The sequence below is a fragment of the Phyllobacterium myrsinacearum genome (genome assembly GCF_014138285.1).
Taxonomy (GTDB): Bacteria; Pseudomonadota; Alphaproteobacteria; order Rhizobiales; family Rhizobiaceae; genus Phyllobacterium; species Phyllobacterium myrsinacearum_A.
Genome location: NZ_JACGXN010000003.1, coordinates 118,946 through 136,995, shown reverse-complemented (window position 1 = coordinate 136,995; position 18,050 = coordinate 118,946). Strand labels below are relative to the sequence as shown.

Here is an 18,050-nt window from a genome sequence, read left to right as displayed (position 1 = left end):
TCAATAAAATATTGAAGCTGTTTCGCGTATGCTTGCGGAAATCAGAGCCTAGCATCACCGCAATAGAAAACGCACAATCAGCGTGACAGTGGTGACACTGAGGAGAAACTGGCCGTGGAGGAGAGTGCGCCAGTTTTCTCTTGATTGCAGACGTTTGAAAACTCAAAACAGGCAGCCACGCGACTCGCTACTCACAGCAGTCATGCAGCCACCGGAGACTCGGCGTGAGCCAAGGGGAGGAATTATGCTCGAAAAGCTTTTCAAGCTGAGAGAACACAACACAACAGTGCGCATCGAGATGCTTGCTGGACTAACGACATTCCTGACGATGTCATACATCATCTTTGTCAATCCGGAGATTCTGTCGTCGACGGGAATGGACCGCAATGCAATCTTCGTTGCCACTTGTATTGCAGCGGCACTCGGCTCGCTGGTTATGGCACTCGTTGCCAACTGGCCAATCGGCATGGCGCCGGGCATGGGTCTCAATGCGTTCTTCGCATTTACGGTTGTCGCGGCGATGGGCTTCACATGGCAGCAGGCACTGGGCGCTGTTTTCATTTCGGGGTGTATTTTTCTCGTGCTCACTGCTACGGGCGTGCGCAGCTGGCTCGTTGCCGGAATTCCCAAATCGTTGCGCAGTTCCATAGCCGCGGGTATCGGACTTTTCCTGGCATTCATTGCGTTGAAAAATTCCGGAATCATCGTTGCCAACCCCGCGACTTTTATCGGATTGGGACACCTTGGCAGCACCAGCGCCCTGTTCGCCATTCTTGGCTTCTTCATTATTGCCGGTCTTGACGCGCTCAAGATCCGCGGCGCCATCCTGATCGGTATTCTTGTAGTGACTGTCCTTTCCATGCTTGTCGGTGCAAGCGAGTTCAAGGGGGTCTTCTCGGCACCGCCGAGCCTTGCACCGACCTTCCTGCAACTCGACATCTTGGGCGCGCTGCATACGGGCCTTTTGCAGGTAATCCTTGTCTTCGTTCTGGTGGAGGTGTTTGACGCTACCGGCACGTTGATCGGTGTGAGCAAGCGGGCTGGTCTTATCGAGGAGGGAAAACCCAACCGTCTCGGCCGGGCCCTCTTTGCCGATAGCACGGCCATTGTTGCCGGTTCCCTGCTGGGTACCAGCAGCACGACAGCCTATGTGGAAAGTGCTTCGGGTGTTCAGGCTGGCGGGCGCACAGGACTGACGGCGCTCACCATTGCGGTCCTGTTCCTCGCTGCACTCTTTATCGCACCGCTGGCTGGCGCTGTTCCGGGCTACGCAACGGCACCAGCCCTGCTTTATGTTGCCGGTCTGATGATGCGCGAACTCACGGACATCGAATGGGTTGACGTGACGGAAGCGACACCGGCAGCATTAACCGCCTTGATGATCCCGTTCACTTACTCGATCGCCAATGGTCTGGCATTCGGCTTCATCAGCTATGTGGTGCTGAAAACCGTTACCGGTCGGGTCAAGGATGTTCATCTGGCAACATGGCTTGTTGCGATCCTCTTCGTCGTCCGCTTCGTGTTGTTCCCCGTGTAAGTCAATGTCCGGCTGCAATACGATGACTGCAGCCGGACATTGCGGTTTCCCGTTACAGGACAAAAGGAAAATGCCCCGATGACACAGGACAGATCAACAACCCATCTTATCGACGCGCTGCTTGATGCTATGGAACACCGGATCATTCCGATGACGGAAAGCGGCGTTGCTGCGGGTAACAAGATATTCGGTGCCGCGGTTTTGCGCAAATCCGACCTGTCGGTTGTGTTGGCCGAGACCAACAATGAAACAGAAAACCCGCTCTGGCATGGCGAGGTTCATACGCTGAAACGCTTTTACGAAGTGAATGAAAGCAGTCGGCCTGACCCGAAAGAACTGGTCTTTCTCTCGACACATGAGCCCTGTTCCATGTGCCTTTCGGCCATCACCTGGGCGGGGTTCGACAACTTCTATTATTTCTTCAGCCATGAGGATTCGCGTGATGCTTTTGCTATCCCGCATGATCTGAAGATATTGAAGGAAGTCTTCACGCTCGAGCCGGGTGGCTATAACAGGGAGAATGCGTTCTGGAAGAGCTACGGCATCCATGCGCTGATTGCTGCCGAGCCCGAGCCGGAGCGGAGCAGGTTGCAAGCCAGAGCCGTTAAGATCAGCGAAAAATATGCGGATCTCTCGAATCTCTATCAGTCCGGAAAAGACGGAAATTCGATACCGCTCAATTAAAGCGACCGGGCTGACGCGTATCAAAAACGTCAGCCCGATCTTTTTTCAACGAATAATGAATGGCTCTCTGTAGAAGTGTTCTTCCAGATTGATGCCGTCGCCGCCGCGATCCACAACGACGAAGTCTGAGACAGCATCGAGCGGCGTGAGGATTCCATGCCAGATATTGCGGTGAATGTTCACACCCTGTCCCGGCTTCGTTATGAAGGCGACGGGATTGCCCGCGCCTGCTGCTTCGTCATGGGCTACCACGACCAGAAACGGGCTGGCAGACAGAGGCATGAAGGCCTGACTTCCGAGAGGATGCCGTTCAACCATGTCGAGTTTCAACGGCAGCTGATAAGGCTTTCCGCGCAAGAGGCTGATGAGAACCCGGGGATTTTGACCCGTTGTTTCGACCTTTGCCAGATCGTGATAGCGTTCGCACATGCCGTGATTGATCGGGAAACTCGATGATCCCTCGAGTTCGATGACATCCCCAAAAGGCCGAAAACTGTCCCGAGATAATGGCTGCAGCAAAATTTCGCGCATGTCTATTTGCCCGCGATCTTGCCGAAAAGGCGCAGGCGGCTCACGCCGCCATCGGGATAGATATTCAGCCGCGCATGAGTCACGGCACCATTCTGCCTGATCTGGTTGGCACCGTATTCATGAGCCGTATCGGCGGAGAGTTTCTGCTGCGGCAGGATCTCCTCCCAGAACATTGACGAGGCCACGACAAGCTGATCAAGGCTTTCGCTGTTGTCGCCAAGATCGGCAACTTGAATGGAACAGGAATCCGGATAATTGCCCTTGAAATGCGCTGTATCGACAACGGCGCTTTCAATCGTGCCGCGGGCTGCGAGTTTAATGATGATCCAATCGTTGCCAGGCTCGCGGCGACGGCGGGTTTCCCAGCCATCACCCATGTTGATACCACGTCCGGGCGCCAGGAGACGTTGATGGCCATAATGGGCATTGGACATGGCAACGACGCGTCCGCCGAGCAGTGATGAGGCAAGATCAAGGCTGGCCTTGTTGGCGCTGCCGGTATCCAGCGAAGGCTGGCCGTAGACGCGCAGCCGTGCGACACCGCCATCGGGATGGATGTGCAGGCGCACATGACTCCAAACGGTGGTGGATTCGCAGGCGAAGAAATGATGTGCGCTGGGTCCGAGCGGGCTTAGGTCCAGCACCTGTGTCCATACGGTTGTCTCGTCGGGTATGCCGGTTGAGTTGGTGGCTTCTATGCGGCAGGCCGGCGGATAATTGCCGGTGAAATGAGTTGTATCGACATCAAAGCCTAAGATTGTTCCCGGTGCTGCAAGTTCAATGATCGCATGATCATGGCCGCTGCTGCGCCGCCGCCGGGTTTCCCATCCATCCATCCACTTGCCGTGATCATCGAATTTCTCGGGATAGAAAATGGCGGGCTCGTCATTGAGCATGCGAGCGAGCGGGGCAAAGAATTCATCCGTGGCAAAGAGCGGTTTTGCGCCGAGACCCTGAGATGCAAGGTTGATCGAGTTGCGCGCAAAGGCCGGCAGGTCATCGGTGGAATGTGACATGTTCGTTCCTCAATGTTGCAGCATGTCCTGGAGACGGAGCAGGGCGATCCGTTCCACCTGTTGGCAGGCGGTGTTGAACTCAGTTTGCCGATCATTCTTGATCCGCATCCTGAAAGCGTCGAGGATTCCATCTTTACTGTGATCCTTCACCGCGATGATGAACGGGAAACCGAAGGTCTCGACATAGAGCCCGTTTAGCGCTTCGAATTGCGCGCGCTCCGCGTCGGTCAGCGCATCGAGACCAGCGGATGCCTGTTCCCGTGTTGAGCTTTCCGTCAGTCGCTTTGCCAGAGCAAGTTTTCCGGCCAGATCCGGATGCGCTTTGAGTACGGCAAGACGTTCTTCGTGTGAAGCATTGCGAAATATACCGGTGAGCACGGTGTGAAGCCCTGCGGCGTTGTCGTGCGCGAAGGACAATTCCGATTCAAAAGCGCGCCGCGCGATCCACTCGGAATGTTCGAATACCCCGCCAAAACGTTCAACAAATGCAGGTTCTGCAAGCGTTGACGGGCGTGGTTGATCCGGGTGGTGGGGATGCGTTTTTATCCAATGCCTGGCAATGTCAACACGGCGTGCCAACCAGACATGGCTGTGGCTTTGCACATAGTCGATGAACCGTGCAACCGCTGCCGCGCGCCCTGGTCTGCCGACAAGACGGCAATGCAGGCCGATGCTCATCATCTTTGGAGATCCCGCTTCGCCTTCGGCGTAAAGCGTGTCGAAACTGTCCTTCAAATAGGAAAAGAACTGTTCGCCGGAATTGAACCCCTGCGGCGTGGCAAAGCGCATGTCATTGGCATCCAGCGTATAGGGGATAATCAGTTGATGCCGGTCTGCGGTTTCGTGCCAATAGGGCAGATCATCTGCATAGGAATCGGAAACGTAGTCAAAACCGCCTTCCTCTGCCGCAAGATCCACGGTGTTGACAGAGCATCGGCCAGTGTACCAGCCATTCGGCCGTTCCCCTGTGATCTCCGTGTGCATGCGGATGGCCTCCCGCATGTGTTCGCGTTCGGCCTCCTTCGTGTAGTCCTTGTATTCGATCCACTTCAGCCCGTGCGAGGCGATTTCCCAGTTTGCGTCCAGCATGGCGCGAACCTGCGCCGGGGAGCGCTGCAAGGCAGTCGCCACGCCATAGACCGTCACCGGCACATTCTTGCCCGTGAACAGGCGATGCAGACGCCAGAAACCGGCACGGGCGCCATACTCGTAGATAGATTCCATGTTCCAGTGCCGCTGGCCTTCCCAGGCCTGAGCGCCAACAATCTCCGATAGAAACGCTTCCGAAGCAGCGTCCCCGTGCAGGACGCAATTCTCGCCGCCTTCCTCATAGTTGAGCACGAACTGCACGGCGATTTTCGCATCGTCCGGCCAATGGGCGTGCGGAGGGGTTGCTCCGTATCCATGCATGTCTCTAGGGTATCTCATGGCAGCGATCTGTCCTCCACTGTGCTGGTCCGATCCCATGAATAATCAAATAAGCGAAGATCCATTCCCCCAGAAAATTTTGAAAGTCCTGTAATCAAGCGCGGCCTACTGCACAGTCGCCGCGCCGGGCAAACTGGGTGATGCAAAAGCGGAAAGTCCGCCTTGGGAGGGAGGAACGCTCATGAGTTCTCAGAACGAAACATCAGGCCGTCTGACGACGCATGTGCTGGATACGGCCAGTGGAAAACCTGCCGCCAACCTTCGGATTGACCTCCTGCGCCTTGAAAACGAACAGTTTTCAGCATTGCGCAGCACGCGCACCAATCAGGATGGGCGTTGTGATGCGCCGCTTCTGGCGGGCGCAGAGATGCGTGCGGGTACCTACGAGCTGCATTTCCACGTCGGTGCTTATCTGGGTGAGCAACAAACGGATGGCTCCCTGCCATTTCTCGATGTTGTGCCAATCCGCTTCGGCATCGGTGACGAGGGTGCGCACTATCACGTGCCGCTGCTTGTTGCACCCTTCGGCTATTCAACCTATCGCGGGAGCTGACCGGCCATGGACATTCAGATCCGCAACAGCATTCGTTTTCTGCTTAATGACAAGGCTGTCGAACTGACCAACGTAGCGGCAACACAGACACTTCTCGACTTCCTGCGCCTTGACCGCCGGTTGCGGGGTACCAAGGAGGGCTGTGCCGAAGGCGATTGTGGCGCCTGTACGGTCCTGGTCGGCCGCCTGAACCATGGTCAGCTCACCTATGAATCAGTCAATGCCTGCATTCGGTTTGTCGGTTCGCTTGATGCCTGTCACGTCGTAACCGTGGAAGCACTCGCCGCGGCCGATGGCTCTCTGCATCCGGTGCAGCAGGCTATGGTCGACACCCATGCATCCCAGTGCGGGTTTTGCACGCCCGGTTTCGTGATGTCGCTCTATGGCCTCTGGATGCACAATCCAAGCCCGGCGGTGCGGGACATCGAAAAGGCACTGCAAGGCAATCTGTGCCGCTGTACCGGCTATGCCGCGATCATTCGCGCGGCAGAAAGCGTGTCGGCGTGCAACGCGGGCAATGATCCGCTTGTCGCTGAACGCGCGCGGGTCATCGAACAGCTGCAGGCGCTGAAGGACGGCAGACGCGTCGATATCGGCGAAGGCAAACAGCGGCATGTTCTGCCTGCCAACGTCGATGACTTTGCCGACTTCATGGAAGCCAATCCCAGCGCAACCATTGTTGCCGGTTCGACCGATGTGGGGCTTTGGGTGACAAAATTCATGCGGGAGATTGGCCCTGTCGTCTTCACCTCTCATCTGGATGGCTTGCGGCAGATCACGGCGGACAATGACGGACTGACTCTCGGTGCAGGTGTCAGCTACACCGATGCATATCCGGTTATCTCAGAACATTTCCCGCAATTATCCGAGCTGTGGAACCGCATCGGCGGCGAACAGGTGCGCAATATGGGCACGATCGGCGGCAATGTTGCCAACGGCTCACCCATCGGCGATACACCGCCGGCCCTTATCGCGCTTGGTGCTCACGTCCTCTTGCGCAAGGGACAGAACCGCCGCTCCGTGCCGATGGAACAATACTTCATCGCGTATGGCAAACAGGATCGTATGGCGGGAGAATTCGTCGAGGCCATACACATTCCCCGGCTCAAGCAGGGAGAACAGTTTGCCGTTTACAAGATATCGAAGCGCCTTGACGAGGATATTTCTTCGGTTTGTGGAGCATTCAAGGTGGTGCTCGATACAGCTGGAAAGGTGCAGGCCGCCGCGATTGCTTTCGGCGGAATGGCAGGTACGCCAAAGCGCGCGGCGACCGTTGAGGAGACGCTGATCGGTTCCTCCTGGAATGATGAGACCATCGAGCGGGCCATGTCCGTATTTGCTAAGGATTTCACACCGCTGACCGATTGGCGCGCCTCGGCGGATTACCGTCTTTTGACCGCGAAGAACCTGCTGCGCCGCTTCTATCTGGACAGTACGGGTGAAGGAAACGTCAGGTTGAACCGCTATGAAGCGGCTGTGGGGTAGGAGGGTATCATGAATTCGATCCAACCGATTGCACGCATCAGGGGCGGGGTGCACGAACAACAGCCGCATGAATCCGGCCACAAGCACGTTTCCGGTTCTGCAGAATATATCGATGACATGCCGGAACCGGCAGACACGCTGCATGCCTATCTCGGTCTGTCGCAGCGTGCTCATGCGGAAATCGTTTCGATTGATTTCGAAGGGGTCAGGGCGTGCGCGGGCGTTATCGGAATTTTGACGGTGGATGATATTCCCGGACACAATGATGTAAGCCCGGCTGGCAAGCACGACGATCCAGTCTTTGCCGTGGGCAAGGTGGAATTCCATGGCCAGCCCATGTTCGCGGTGGTTGCCGAAACACGCCAGATTGCTCGTCAGGCGGCCTCAAAGGTGAAGGTCGAATACCGTGATCTCGATCACGCCATTGACGTACTTGAGGCGGAGAAGGCCGGATATCCTCTGGTCATTGATCCGCTCAAACTCGAGCGGGGCGATATTGCGGGCGGGCTTGCCAATGCGGCGAACCGCCTGAGTGGTGAAATGCGCATCGGTGGCCAGGATCACTTCTATCTCGAAGGCCATATCGCCTTTGCCATGCCGGGCGAGGATGACGAGGTGACTGTATACTCATCGACCCAGCACCCGAGCGAAACCCAGCACATGGTCGGCCATGTTCTGGGTGTTCCCTCCAATGCGGTTACGGTCAATGTACGGCGCATGGGTGGCGGTTTTGGTGGTAAGGAAACACAGGCCAATCTGTTTGCAGCCGTTGCAGCGGTTGCGGCGAAGAAATACAAGCGGGCGGTGAAGATCAGGCCGGACCGCGACGACGACATGGTTGCCACGGGCAAGCGCCACGATTTCCATGTGGCCTATGAGCTGGGCTTTGACAACGCGGGACGGATCGAAGCAGTGGATGCGACGTTTTCGGCGCGTTGCGGTTTCTCCGCCGATCTCTCCGGGCCGGTGACCGATCGGGCACTGTTCCACGCGGACAATTGCTATTTCTATCCGAATGTCCGCCTGCGCTCGCGTCCGCTTAAAACCAACACCGTGTCCAACACAGCATTTCGCGGCTTCGGTGGTCCCCAAGGTATGGTCGGCGGTGAACGGATGATCGAAGATATTGCTTATGCTCTTGGCAAGGATCCGTTGGATATCCGCAAGGCCAATTTCTACGGCGACACTGACAGGAACGTTACCCCTTATCATCAGACCGTCGAAGACAACATTATTCCGCAGATCGTCGCCGAGTTGGAGGCATCCTCAGACTATGCGGCACGGCGCGAAGCAATCCTTGCCTTCAACCGCGAAAACCGGATCCTCAAGCGTGGGATCGCGCTGACGCCGGTCAAATTCGGCATCTCCTTCACGAAGACCGAATACAATCAGGCTGGCGCGCTGGTGCATGTCTACACCGACGGTTCGATTCATCTGAACCATGGCGGCACGGAGATGGGGCAGGGACTCTATACCAAGGTGGCGCAGGTAGTTGCCGATGAATTCCAGGTCGATCTCGACCGCATCAAGGTGACCGCCACGACAACAGCGAAGGTACCGAATACATCGGCGACCGCGGCGTCATCAGGGTCAGATCTCAATGGCATGGCGGCGGCCAATGCGGCGCAACAGATCAAGGCTCGTCTGGCGGATTTTGCCGCCGAACATTATGCGGTTCCCAAGAGCGAGGTATTCTTCGAACCCAATACAGTCCGGATTGGCAATCGCCTTGTGCCGTTTGCGGAATTTATCAGAACCGCCTATGGAGCACGCGTGCAGTTATCGGCGGCGGGTTTCTACAAGACGCCGAAAATCCACTGGAACCGTGCAGAAGGCAGGGGCCGCCCATTCTATTATTTTGCTTATGGTGCCTCGGTTTCGGAAGTGAGTATCGATACGCTGACCGGGGAGTATCAGGTCGACCGGACGGATATCCTGCACGACGTGGGAAAATCGCTCAATCCGGCCCTTGATCTTGGACAGGTCGAGGGGGCCTTCGTGCAGGGTATGGGCTGGCTTACCACCGAGGAACTCTGGTGGGATGCCAAGGGACGCCTGCGCACCCATGCACCCTCCACCTACAAAATACCGCTCGCCTCGGATCGCCCGCGTCAGTTCAATGTGAAACTGGCAAGTTGGTCCGTTAACCGCGAGGAGACAATCCGCCGCTCCAAGGCAGTTGGCGAGCCGCCGTTCATGCTGGCTATTTCCGTGCTGGAAGCGATTTCCATGGCTGTCGCCAGCGTTGCGGAATACCGGATTGCGCCACGTCTTGATGCACCGGCAACGCCGGAGCGGGTGTTGATGGCTGTCGAGCGGCTGCGTGCAGCGCGAAACGGGAAGTGAGTGTCGCATGCCCTCAAACCGCGATGATATCAGGGACTTTCTCAACAGACGCAAGAATGTGGTGCTGGTCGAGGTAAAATCCGCCAGCGGGTCCACGCCACGCGAAGCGGGCGCCTGGATGCTGGTTGCGGTCGACTGCATTTTCGGAACCATTGGCGGCGGTCAGCTTGAGTTCATGGCCATCGACCATGCGCGCGGACTGTTAAATGAGGACGGGGCGTTTAGCGATGATATCTCTATCCCGCTTGGGCCCGAGATCGGACAATGTTGCGGCGGACGGGTTGCGCTTGGTTTCAAACAGGTGGACAGGCATTTGCGTTCGGCGCTTGTCGAAAAGGTCGATCTGGAAATCGCCCAGCGTCCGCACGTCTATATCTTCGGTGCCGGCCATGTGGGCGATGCGCTGGCCATGGCATTGTCTCTGGTGCCGTTGCGCATTGTTCTCGTGGACACGCGAGAGATCGAGCTTTCCGCCACACGGGTTCCCGGCATTGAAACCTGCCTGACAGCGATGCCGGAAATGGTGGTGCGTGACGCCCCGGCAGGCAGCGCTTTCGTTGTTCTCACCCACGATCATGCACTTGATTTTCTGATCACCGCCGAAGCGTTGGCGCGGGGCGATGCCGCCTATGTCGGAATGATCGGATCAAAGACAAAGAAGGCGACGTTCCGTAATTGGCTGGAGCGTGAAGTGGGTCGACCGGAAATCTTTGACGGGCTCGTGTGTCCGGTGGGCGAAACCTCGGTCAAAGACAAGCGCCCTGCCGTCATTGCAGCACTTGCGGCAGCGGAGATCATGATCTCCGCTCTCAATCACCGGATCGGGCAGGAAAACCTGCCGAAGCAGCGAGCGCGCCTGCACGCTTGATTGCAACGTTCGAAATGTGGATTTATTCGAGCATGGCGCCAATCAGGCGCTGGCAGCGTTCGGTCATGAAATCAATCATGAGCCGCACCTTCGGATCCTGAAACCTCTTGTGCGGATAGATCGCCGCAAGCTGGATACTGACCGGCGGTGTATTCTCAAGGATCCGCTGCAATGTCCCGTCATTGATATGGCTTTTGACCTCGAAAAGCGGTTTGTTGATGATTCCCCGGCCATCGAGCGCCCAACGGGTCAGCACATCCCCGTCATCGGAATCGTAGGGACCGCTGACTTCCAGTTTGCGCGGACCATCAGGTGTTTGCAGTGTCCAGTAATATTCCTTGGAACCCGGATAGCGCAAAAGCAGACAATCATGATGCCCGGTTATGAGTTCGTCCGGTGTGGCTGGTATGCCGCGCTTGGCGAGATAATCCGGCGAGGCACAGATCACCCGTTCACAATTCATGATGCCGCGCATGCGCAGATTGGAATCCTCAAGAATGCCGAGCTTGAAGGCAACATCGACGCCCTCGCTCATGATATCGATGTTGTGATCGGATAGCCTCAGGCGCACCTCGATATCCGGATATTTGTCGTGGAATTCCGGTACACCCGAAGCGATCAGCCTCCGGCCGATCCCGAGAGGGGCGGTGATGCGGATAGCACCCTTCGGCTTTTGCGATAGGTCGGCAATGGCAGCTTCGGCCTCGTTGATCGCCTCGATGATCTTGACCGCGCCTTCATAGAAAACGCGCCCATGCTCCGTCGGTGTCAGCTTGCGCGTGGTACGGTTGAAAAGGCGCACGCCAAGATAGCGTTCCAGCTCCTTGATACGATTGCTGGCGACAGCCGGGGACGCCCGCTGGTCCCGGCCGGCGGCGGAAAGGTTTCCCAGTTCGACGACGCGAACGAAAACACGAAGATTATCGAAATATGACATGGTTCCCGCCCCTGTCTTACACCGTTCACCGGTTTAGCATTTTATAGTTTTTTTTGAAAGAGATGGGCGATTTATGGCGTTTTCCTGCGGCTCAGGCTTTGGCACATACTCTTTCACATAAAAGGGAGAGCTGCATGTATGAATATGCCATAGCCTGGGAGTGGCTGAATTTTGCCGTCCGCTGGTTGCACGTTATCACCGGCATCGCGTGGATCGGTTCGTCATTCTATTTCGTGGCACTTGATCTTGGGCTGCGGCAGCGTCCAGACCTTCCGGTCGGCGCCCATGGCGAGGAATGGCAGGTTCACGGTGGCGGCTTCTATCACATCCAGAAATATCTGGTGGCTCCGGCGCAAATGCCCGAACATCTCACATGGTTCAAATGGGAATCCTATGCGACGTGGCTCTCGGGCTTCGCCATGTTGTGCATCGTCTATTATGCGGGCGCGGATCTCTATCTGATCGATCCGCATGTGCTTGATGTCTCCCGGCCGGTGGCTATCGCCATCTCGCTGGCCTCTATCTTTGGCGGCTGGCTTGTCTATGACACCATCTGCAAGTCGCCACTTGGGCGCAACGATACGCGGCTGATGGTGCTGCTCTATTTCATTCTGGTTGGAATGGCATGGGGTTACACCCAGCTCTTTACCGGACGTGCCGCCTTCCTGCATCTCGGCGCTTTCACGGCGACGATCATGTCGGCAAACGTGTTCATGATCATTATTCCCAACCAGAAGAAGGTGGTTGCGGACCTGATTGCGGGGAAGACACCAGACCCGAAGCTGGGCAAGCAGGCCAAGCAGCGCTCTACCCATAACAATTACCTGACGCTGCCGGTGCTGTTCCTGATGCTGTCGAACCATTATCCACTTGCATTCGGCACGCAGTACAACTGGATCATCGCATCGTTGGTCTTCCTGATGGGCGTAACCATCCGCCACTGGTTCAACACGCGCCATGCCCGCAAGGGCGACCCGACATGGACATGGCTGGTCACCGCAATCCTGTTCATCGTCATCATGTGGCTGTCGACGGTCCCGAAGATCCTCTCGGGCAGTCCGGCGGCGGACAAGATATCGGCGGTGCAGCAGCCATTCATTGCCTCGGCGGAGTTTCCCAAGGTGCGCGATACGGTCCTCGGACGATGCTCCATGTGCCATGCGAAGGAGCCGGGCTGGGAAGGCCTTATCGCCCCGCCCAAGGGTGTCACGCTTGAGACCGATAGCCAGATCGCCGCGCATGCCCGCGAGATTTATCTTCAGGCAGGGCGTTCGCATGCCATGCCGCCAGCCAATGTGACCGCCATTTCCGACGAGGAGCGGCAATTGCTGGCCAAATGGTATGAAACCACAGTCAAGGGAGGAACAATCCAATGAGCCAACTGCTACTGCGCGGCCGGGTGCTGACCTTCATCGATGCGCCGAAGAACATCGATGATACCGCTGCCTATTCCTATTTTGAAGATGGCGCGGTCCTCATTGAAAACGGCAAAGTTGCCCGCGTGGGTGAGTATGCAACGCTTGCACGTGTTGCTGGTCCCCAGGCGGAAATCGTCGATCATCGGCCGCATCTGATCCTGCCGGGGTTCATCGACACGCATCTGCACTTTCCTCAGACGCAGGCTATTGCGTCTTACGGTGCACAGCTGCTTGAGTGGCTCAACACCTATATCTTCGTAGAAGAGCAGAAATTCTCCTCTTCTGCTCATGCCAATTTCATTGCAGGCCGTTTCATGGACGAGCTGCTGCGCAACGGCACGACCTCGGCAGTTGCCTATTGCTCCGTACACCCGGAAAGCGTTGATGCCTATTTTGCGGCGGCAGAAAAACGCAACATGCTGATGATTGGTGGCAAGGTCATGATGGACCGCAATGCCCCTGAAGGACTGCGCGACACAGCACAAACCGGCTACGATGAGACCAAGGCGCTGATCGCAAAATGGCATGGCCGGGGCCGTGCGCACTATGCCATCAGCCCGCGCTTTGCCATTACCTCGACACCGGAGCAGATGGAGATGAGTCGGGTTCTCGTGCGCGAGCATCCCGAATGCTATGTGCAGACCCACCTCTCCGAAAATCGCGACGAAGTTGCCTATGCAACGTCGCTATATCCCGCCGCCAAGGACTACACGGATATCTATGCCGACTATGATCTGCTGGGAGAAAAGATGCTGCTCGGACACTGCATCTTCCTGTCCGACCGGGAAATTTCGGTGCTGGCCGAGACCAGATCCGTGGCAGTTTTCTGTCCGACTTCCAATCTTTTCCTCGGCAGCGGACTGTTTGATCGCGATCGTTTTCAGAAACTGGGCGCACGGTTTTCTGTTGCAACGGATGTCGGCGGTGGAACCAGCTTTTCCATGCTGGAGACGATGGCCGAAGCCTACAAGATCCTGCACGTGCAAGGCCAACGGCTCACGCCCTTCGCGTCCTACTACATGATGACCCTCGGCAATGCGCGCGCGCTTGGCCTTGAAGACCGGATCGGTTCGCTGCATGCGGGTGCCGATGCGGATATCACTGTGCTCGACAGCCGCGCCAAGCCCGCGATGGAATTGCGCATGCGTACGGCAACAACTCTGGCTGAGGAGCTGTTCGTCCTCCAGACCATGGGCGATGATCGTTCCGTGGCTGAGGTTTACGTGGCGGGCAAGCCTATGAAAAGCGGACTCGACAAACATCCGTTCCTGGATGGTCCGGCGCGATCTCCGGCCGATCTGCAGATTGCCTGAAACACAACACTCAAAAGGGGGCCAATGGCTCCCTTTTTTGTCGACTGATGTTCAGCGGATTGAGGGAGTGGTCACACCCTGAACCGAGGAGAGAGCTACGTCCCTGCCTGCTTTTTCTGTTGTCTACTGTGAAGTCATACCGCCCTCCTCCCCGATATTTCCGTTTCATTGGCAGAAGCCGGCTCGATTCATTTTAACAATTTTATTGAAAATCTTTATTTCCATATAATGAGATAAATTACCATTTTTTATTGAATAAGATATTTTATGGGGTATAGTTCCATTGAATTTGGAGGAACGATCATGACCAAAATGCGTGCTGTCGATGCTGCGGTTCTTATTCTGGAGAAGGAGGGAATTGATTGCGCTTTCGGTGTGCCGGGCGCTGCCATTAATCCGTTTTACTCGGCGCTGCGCGCCCGTGGTTCGGTACGTCATATTCTGGCACGTCACGTCGAAGGTGCGTCGCACATGGCCGAGGGTTATACCCGCGCCAATCATGGAAACATCGGGGTGTGCATCGGAACTTCAGGGCCAGCTGGAACAGACATGATCACCGGTCTCTATTCAGCTTCGGCCGATTCCATTCCCATTCTCTGCATTACGGGACAGGCGCCGCGTGCACGTCTCGACAAGGAGGATTTCCAGGCGGTCGATATAGCGTCTATCGCCAAACCGGTTACCAAATGGGCTGTAACCGTGATGGAACCCGGTCTTGTGCCCTATGTCTTCCAGAAGGCATTCCACATTATGCGTTCGGGCCGTCCGGGGCCGGTGCTGATTGATCTGCCTGTCGATGTGCAGGTGGCCGAGATCGAGTTTGATCCGGATACCTATGAGCCACTGGAACCTTACAAGCCCGCAGCCACTCGCGCGCAGGTGGAAAAGGCGCTTGCCATGCTCAATGAAGCTGAGCGGCCGTTGATCGTGGCGGGCGGTGGTATCATTAATGCTGACGCATCCGACCTGCTGGTGGAGTTTGCCGAAATCACCGGTGTTCCCGTTATCCCGACATTGATGGGTTGGGGAACAATCCCCGATGACCATAAGCTGATGGCCGGGATGTGCGGGTTGCAGACCTCGCACCGCTACGGCAATGCAACATTGCTAGCATCGGATTTTGTGCTTGGTATCGGCAATCGCTGGGCCAATCGGCACACGGGTAACGTGGCAACTTATACGGAAGGCCGCACATTCGTTCACGTCGACATCGAGCCAACGCAGATCGGACGTGTCTTCGCACCGGATTTCGGCATCGTTTCCGATGCAGGCAAGGCGTTGAAGCTTTTCCTCGATGTCGCAACCGAATGGAAAACCGCCGGCAAACTGCGTGATTGGTCAAAATGGGCGGAGGAATGCCGAGAGCGCAAGCGCACTATGCTGCGCAAGACGCATTTCGACCAGATCCCGTTGAAGCCGCAGCGCGTCTACGAGGAGATGAACAAGGCATTTGGCCGGGATACGTGCTATGTAACCACAATTGGCCTCAGCCAAATCGCCGGGGCGCAGTTCTTGCATGTTTACCGCCCGCGCAACTGGATCAATTGTGGTCAGGCCGGGCCCCTCGGCTGGACACTTCCCGCGGCTCTCGGTGTGCGTGCTGCCGATCCCGAACGGACAATTGTTGCGCTCTCCGGCGACTATGACTTCCAGTTCATGATCGAGGAGCTGGCTGTTGGCGCCCAGCACAAGCTGCCCTACCTGCACGTCGTCGTAAACAACTCCTATCTCGGATTGATCCGTCAGGCCCAGCGCGGCTTCAATATGGATTTCGAAGTCAGTCTTGCCTTCGACAACATCAACGCTTCGGGTGATGCGGAAAAGGGATATGGCGTCGATCACGTCGCTGTTGCGGAAGGGCTCGGATGCAAGGCCATTCGCGTGCGCAGCCCGAACCAGTTCACGGAAGCGTTTGAACAGGCAAAGGCACTGATGGAGGAGCATCAGGTTCCCGTCGTTGTCGAGGTCATTCTCGAGCGTGTCACCAATATTGCGATGGGCATGGATATCAATTCGGTCGTTGAGTTCGAGGAATTGGCTGACCGGGTTGAGGACGCTCCGACCACGGTTGGTGCCTTCAACTGAAACGCGCATCGTTTTGGAGAGGGTGATCAGTTTTCCGCACCCTCCCGTCACCCGCAAATACGCCCATCCCGGTAAATGCTGACGGACGCAGAGCCGAGACCCCCAATGATGGAGGAATGTATGCCGAAATTTGCAGCTAATCTGACAATGCTATTTAACGAGGTTCCATTTCTGGAGCGGTTCGATCACGCCGCGAAAGCGGGGTTCGAAGGTGTTGAATTTCTATTCCCTTATGATTTCGGTAAACAGGAACTGAGATCCGCACTCGACCGCAATGATCTGACCCAGGTGCTGCACAATCTGCCAGCTGGCGACTGGGCCAAGGGTGAGCGCGGTGTTGCCGTGCTGCCGGACCGGATTGACGAGTTCCGCAGGGGGGTGATCCAGGCGATCGACTACGCGGCGGCCCTAGGGTGCAATCAGGTCAATTGTCTGGCGGGCATTGCACCGGCCGGACTGTCCGACGATGTCCTGCGCACAACGTTCGTGAGCAACCTCAGGCTTGCGGCGACTGAACTGGCCAAGCATGGCATTCGCCTGCTGATCGAACCGATCAATCATTACGACATTCCCGGCTTCTATTTAAACACGGTCGAACAGGCTGCCTCGATCATCGAAGAGGTTGGCAGCGACAACCTGTTTATCCAGTACGATCTTTATCATCAGCAGCGCACGCGCGGCGAACTCATCGCAACCTATGAGCGGCACAAGAAGCGCATTGCCCACATCCAGCTTGCCGACAATCCTGGAAGACATGAACCCGGTACCGGCGAGATCAACTACCCCTTCGTGTTTGAAGCACTGGAGCAGGCTGGTTACGACGGCTGGATCGGGTGCGAATACAAACCCAAAGCAGAAACGCAACGCGGATTGGGCTGGCTTAAGGAAGCTTCAGAAGCACAAAAGCCTGCCGACATTTTGAGAATGAGGAGCTAAGCACATGGCAGATATAGGTTTCATCGGATTGGGCATCATGGGAACCCCCATGGCACGTCATCTGCAAGACGCCGGGCATGACGTCTATACGTCGAAGTTCTTCATTGAGCCGCGCCCCGAACTCATCGAGAATGGCCTGAAGATTGTCGACAGTCCAAAAGCTCTTGCTGAAAAAACAGATATCATCATCCTGATGCTGCCTGACACACCTGAGGTCAAAGACGTGCTTTTTGGCGAGAGTGGTGTGGTTTTCGGGTTGAAGGCGGGAAAACTCGTCATCGATATGAGCTCGATTTCGCCCGTCGAAACCAAGGAATTCGCCAAGAAAGTTCGCGAGACGGGCAGCGAATATATCGATGCACCTGTCTCCGGTGGTGAAGTCGGCGCCAAGAATGCCACGCTCAGCATCATGGCCGGCGGCGAACAAAGCGCCTTCGACCGGGCCTTGCCGCTGTTCAAGCTGATGGGCAAGAACATCACGCTTGTCGGTGATTGTGGTGACGGTCAGGTGACCAAGGTGGCCAACCAGATCATTGTTGCCCTGACCATCGAGGCAATATCAGAAGCACTGGTTCTGGCGTCGAAAGCCGGTGCTGATCCTGCCCGGGTGCGTGAGGCATTGATGGGTGGCTTTGCATCCTCGCGCATTCTCGAACTGCATGGCGACCGGATGATCAAGCGCACGTTCGAACCGGGTTTCCGGATATCGCTGCACCAGAAAGATCTGAACCTGGCACTGCAGAGCGCCAAGGCACTTGGTGTCTCGTTGCCCAACACAGCGTCAACGCAGGAGTTGTTCAACAGCTGCGCGGCAAATGGCGACAGCGGCCTCGATCATTCTGGGCTCGTCAAAGCGCTGGAACGTATCGCCAATCACGCGGTGGCTTAACCTTGACATTCGACACTATGGGGG

The 18,050-nt window shown here is 56.5% G+C and carries 15 protein-coding genes; 11 read left to right on the top strand and 4 right to left on the bottom strand.

The features are described 5' to 3' along the window. The first annotated feature begins 244 nt into the window (after positions 1 to 244). Together FHW16_RS12935 and FHW16_RS12930 are read left to right on the top strand one after the other, a co-directional pair. Positions 245 to 1,537 (top strand): NCS2 family permease, encoded by a 1,293-nt coding sequence (locus FHW16_RS12935; RefSeq protein ID WP_182549628.1) that lies wholly within the window; start codon positions 245 to 247, stop codon positions 1,535 to 1,537. Between the two features lie 78 nt (positions 1,538 to 1,615). Next, complete coding sequence (locus FHW16_RS12930; RefSeq protein WP_182549627.1) at positions 1,616 to 2,221, top strand: deaminase; 606 nt, start codon at positions 1,616 to 1,618, stop codon at positions 2,219 to 2,221. A gap of 45 nt (positions 2,222 to 2,266) precedes the next feature. On the opposite strand, the gene FHW16_RS12925 is transcribed toward FHW16_RS12930, so the two are convergent. The 3 genes from FHW16_RS12925 to puuE are packed head-to-tail and all read right to left on the bottom strand — an operon-like array spanning position 2,267 to position 5,196. Further along, a complete protein-coding gene (locus FHW16_RS12925) occupies positions 2,267 to 2,752 on the bottom strand; it encodes an ureidoglycolate lyase (RefSeq protein WP_182549626.1) in 486 nt (161 codons plus the stop codon). A 2-nt stretch (positions 2,753 to 2,754) separates the two neighbouring features. Continuing rightward, the gene (gene alc / locus FHW16_RS12920; protein ID WP_182549625.1) at positions 2,755 to 3,768 is read right to left on the bottom strand and encodes an allantoicase; all 1,014 of its coding nucleotides are present in this window, start codon (positions 3,766 to 3,768) and stop codon (positions 2,755 to 2,757) included. Between the two features lie 9 nt (positions 3,769 to 3,777). Further along, positions 3,778 to 5,196: an allantoinase PuuE gene (puuE, locus tag FHW16_RS12915; protein WP_182549624.1), complete on the bottom strand. Its 1,419-nt coding sequence runs from the start codon at positions 5,194 to 5,196 to the stop codon at positions 3,778 to 3,780. 181 nt (positions 5,197 to 5,377) lie between these two features. On the opposite strand from puuE, the gene uraH reads away from it, so the two are divergent. From uraH to xdhC, 4 genes are read left to right on the top strand one after another with little or no spacing between them, the layout of a single operon-like run. Next, positions 5,378 to 5,749 carry a hydroxyisourate hydrolase gene (uraH, locus tag FHW16_RS12910; protein WP_182549623.1) on the top strand — a complete coding sequence of 124 codons (372 nt, stop codon included), beginning with the start codon at positions 5,378 to 5,380 and terminating at the stop codon, positions 5,747 to 5,749. Positions 5,750 to 5,755: 6 nt separating this feature from the next. Continuing rightward, the gene (xdhA, locus tag FHW16_RS12905; protein WP_182549622.1) at positions 5,756 to 7,234 is read left to right on the top strand and encodes a xanthine dehydrogenase small subunit; all 1,479 of its coding nucleotides are present in this window, start codon (positions 5,756 to 5,758) and stop codon (positions 7,232 to 7,234) included. Positions 7,235 to 7,243: 9 nt separating this feature from the next. Next, entirely contained in the window at positions 7,244 to 9,580 is a 2,337-nt protein-coding gene (gene xdhB / locus FHW16_RS12900; RefSeq protein ID WP_182549621.1) for a xanthine dehydrogenase molybdopterin binding subunit, read from the top strand. A 7-nt stretch (positions 9,581 to 9,587) separates the two neighbouring features. Further along, complete coding sequence (xdhC, locus tag FHW16_RS12895; protein WP_182549620.1) at positions 9,588 to 10,448, top strand: xanthine dehydrogenase accessory protein XdhC; 861 nt, start codon at positions 9,588 to 9,590, stop codon at positions 10,446 to 10,448. Between the two features lie 22 nt (positions 10,449 to 10,470). On the opposite strand, the gene FHW16_RS12890 is transcribed toward xdhC, so the two are convergent. After that, positions 10,471 to 11,385 carry a LysR family transcriptional regulator gene (locus FHW16_RS12890; protein ID WP_182549619.1) on the bottom strand — a complete coding sequence of 305 codons (915 nt, stop codon included), beginning with the start codon at positions 11,383 to 11,385 and terminating at the stop codon, positions 10,471 to 10,473. 134 nt (positions 11,386 to 11,519) lie between these two features. On the opposite strand from FHW16_RS12890, the gene FHW16_RS12885 reads away from it, so the two are divergent. The 5 genes from FHW16_RS12885 to FHW16_RS12865 all read left to right on the top strand — a co-directional run bounded on the left by FHW16_RS12885 (position 11,520) and on the right by FHW16_RS12865 (position 18,026). After that, complete coding sequence (locus FHW16_RS12885; protein ID WP_182549618.1) at positions 11,520 to 12,761, top strand: urate hydroxylase PuuD; 1,242 nt, start codon at positions 11,520 to 11,522, stop codon at positions 12,759 to 12,761. Then, complete coding sequence (gene guaD / locus FHW16_RS12880; RefSeq protein WP_182549617.1) at positions 12,758 to 14,116, top strand: guanine deaminase; 1,359 nt, start codon at positions 12,758 to 12,760, stop codon at positions 14,114 to 14,116. Before FHW16_RS12885 ends, guaD begins: the two co-directional genes overlap by 4 nt. Positions 14,117 to 14,419: 303 nt before the next feature. Then, on the top strand, positions 14,420 to 16,201 hold the full coding sequence (gcl, locus tag FHW16_RS12875) for a glyoxylate carboligase (protein ID WP_182549616.1): 1,782 nt from the start codon (positions 14,420 to 14,422) through the stop codon (positions 16,199 to 16,201). 120 nt (positions 16,202 to 16,321) lie between these two features. Further along, positions 16,322 to 17,137 (top strand): hydroxypyruvate isomerase, encoded by an 816-nt coding sequence (hyi, locus tag FHW16_RS12870; protein WP_182549615.1) that lies wholly within the window; start codon positions 16,322 to 16,324, stop codon positions 17,135 to 17,137. 4 nt (positions 17,138 to 17,141) lie between these two features. Next, positions 17,142 to 18,026: a 2-hydroxy-3-oxopropionate reductase gene (locus tag FHW16_RS12865; protein ID WP_182549614.1), complete on the top strand. Its 885-nt coding sequence runs from the start codon at positions 17,142 to 17,144 to the stop codon at positions 18,024 to 18,026. The last annotated feature ends 24 nt before the right edge of the window (positions 18,027 to 18,050 follow it).

Bases quoted from the DNA above. Each gene is read 5' to 3' on its own strand.
- FHW16_RS12935 (WP_182549628.1), top strand. From the start codon at position 245: ATGCTCGAAAAGCTTTTCAAGCTGAGAGAACACAACACAACAGTGCGC.
- FHW16_RS12930 (WP_182549627.1), top strand. From the start codon at position 1,616: ATGACACAGGACAGATCAACAACCCATCTTATCGACGCGCTGCTTGAT.
- FHW16_RS12925 (WP_182549626.1), bottom strand. From the start codon at position 2,752: ATGCGCGAAATTTTGCTGCAGCCATTATCTCGGGACAGTTTTCGGCCT.
- alc (WP_182549625.1), bottom strand. From the start codon at position 3,768: ATGTCACATTCCACCGATGACCTGCCGGCCTTTGCGCGCAACTCGATC.
- puuE (WP_182549624.1), bottom strand. From the start codon at position 5,196: ATGAGATACCCTAGAGACATGCATGGATACGGAGCAACCCCTCCGCAC.
- uraH (WP_182549623.1), top strand. From the start codon at position 5,378: ATGAGTTCTCAGAACGAAACATCAGGCCGTCTGACGACGCATGTGCTG.
- xdhA (WP_182549622.1), top strand. From the start codon at position 5,756: ATGGACATTCAGATCCGCAACAGCATTCGTTTTCTGCTTAATGACAAG.
- xdhB (WP_182549621.1), top strand. From the start codon at position 7,244: ATGAATTCGATCCAACCGATTGCACGCATCAGGGGCGGGGTGCACGAA.
- xdhC (WP_182549620.1), top strand. From the start codon at position 9,588: ATGCCCTCAAACCGCGATGATATCAGGGACTTTCTCAACAGACGCAAG.
- FHW16_RS12890 (WP_182549619.1), bottom strand. From the start codon at position 11,385: ATGTCATATTTCGATAATCTTCGTGTTTTCGTTCGCGTCGTCGAACTG.
- FHW16_RS12885 (WP_182549618.1), top strand. From the start codon at position 11,520: ATGTATGAATATGCCATAGCCTGGGAGTGGCTGAATTTTGCCGTCCGC.
- guaD (WP_182549617.1), top strand. From the start codon at position 12,758: ATGAGCCAACTGCTACTGCGCGGCCGGGTGCTGACCTTCATCGATGCG.
- gcl (WP_182549616.1), top strand. From the start codon at position 14,420: ATGACCAAAATGCGTGCTGTCGATGCTGCGGTTCTTATTCTGGAGAAG.
- hyi (WP_182549615.1), top strand. From the start codon at position 16,322: ATGCCGAAATTTGCAGCTAATCTGACAATGCTATTTAACGAGGTTCCA.
- FHW16_RS12865 (WP_182549614.1), top strand. From the start codon at position 17,142: ATGGCAGATATAGGTTTCATCGGATTGGGCATCATGGGAACCCCCATG.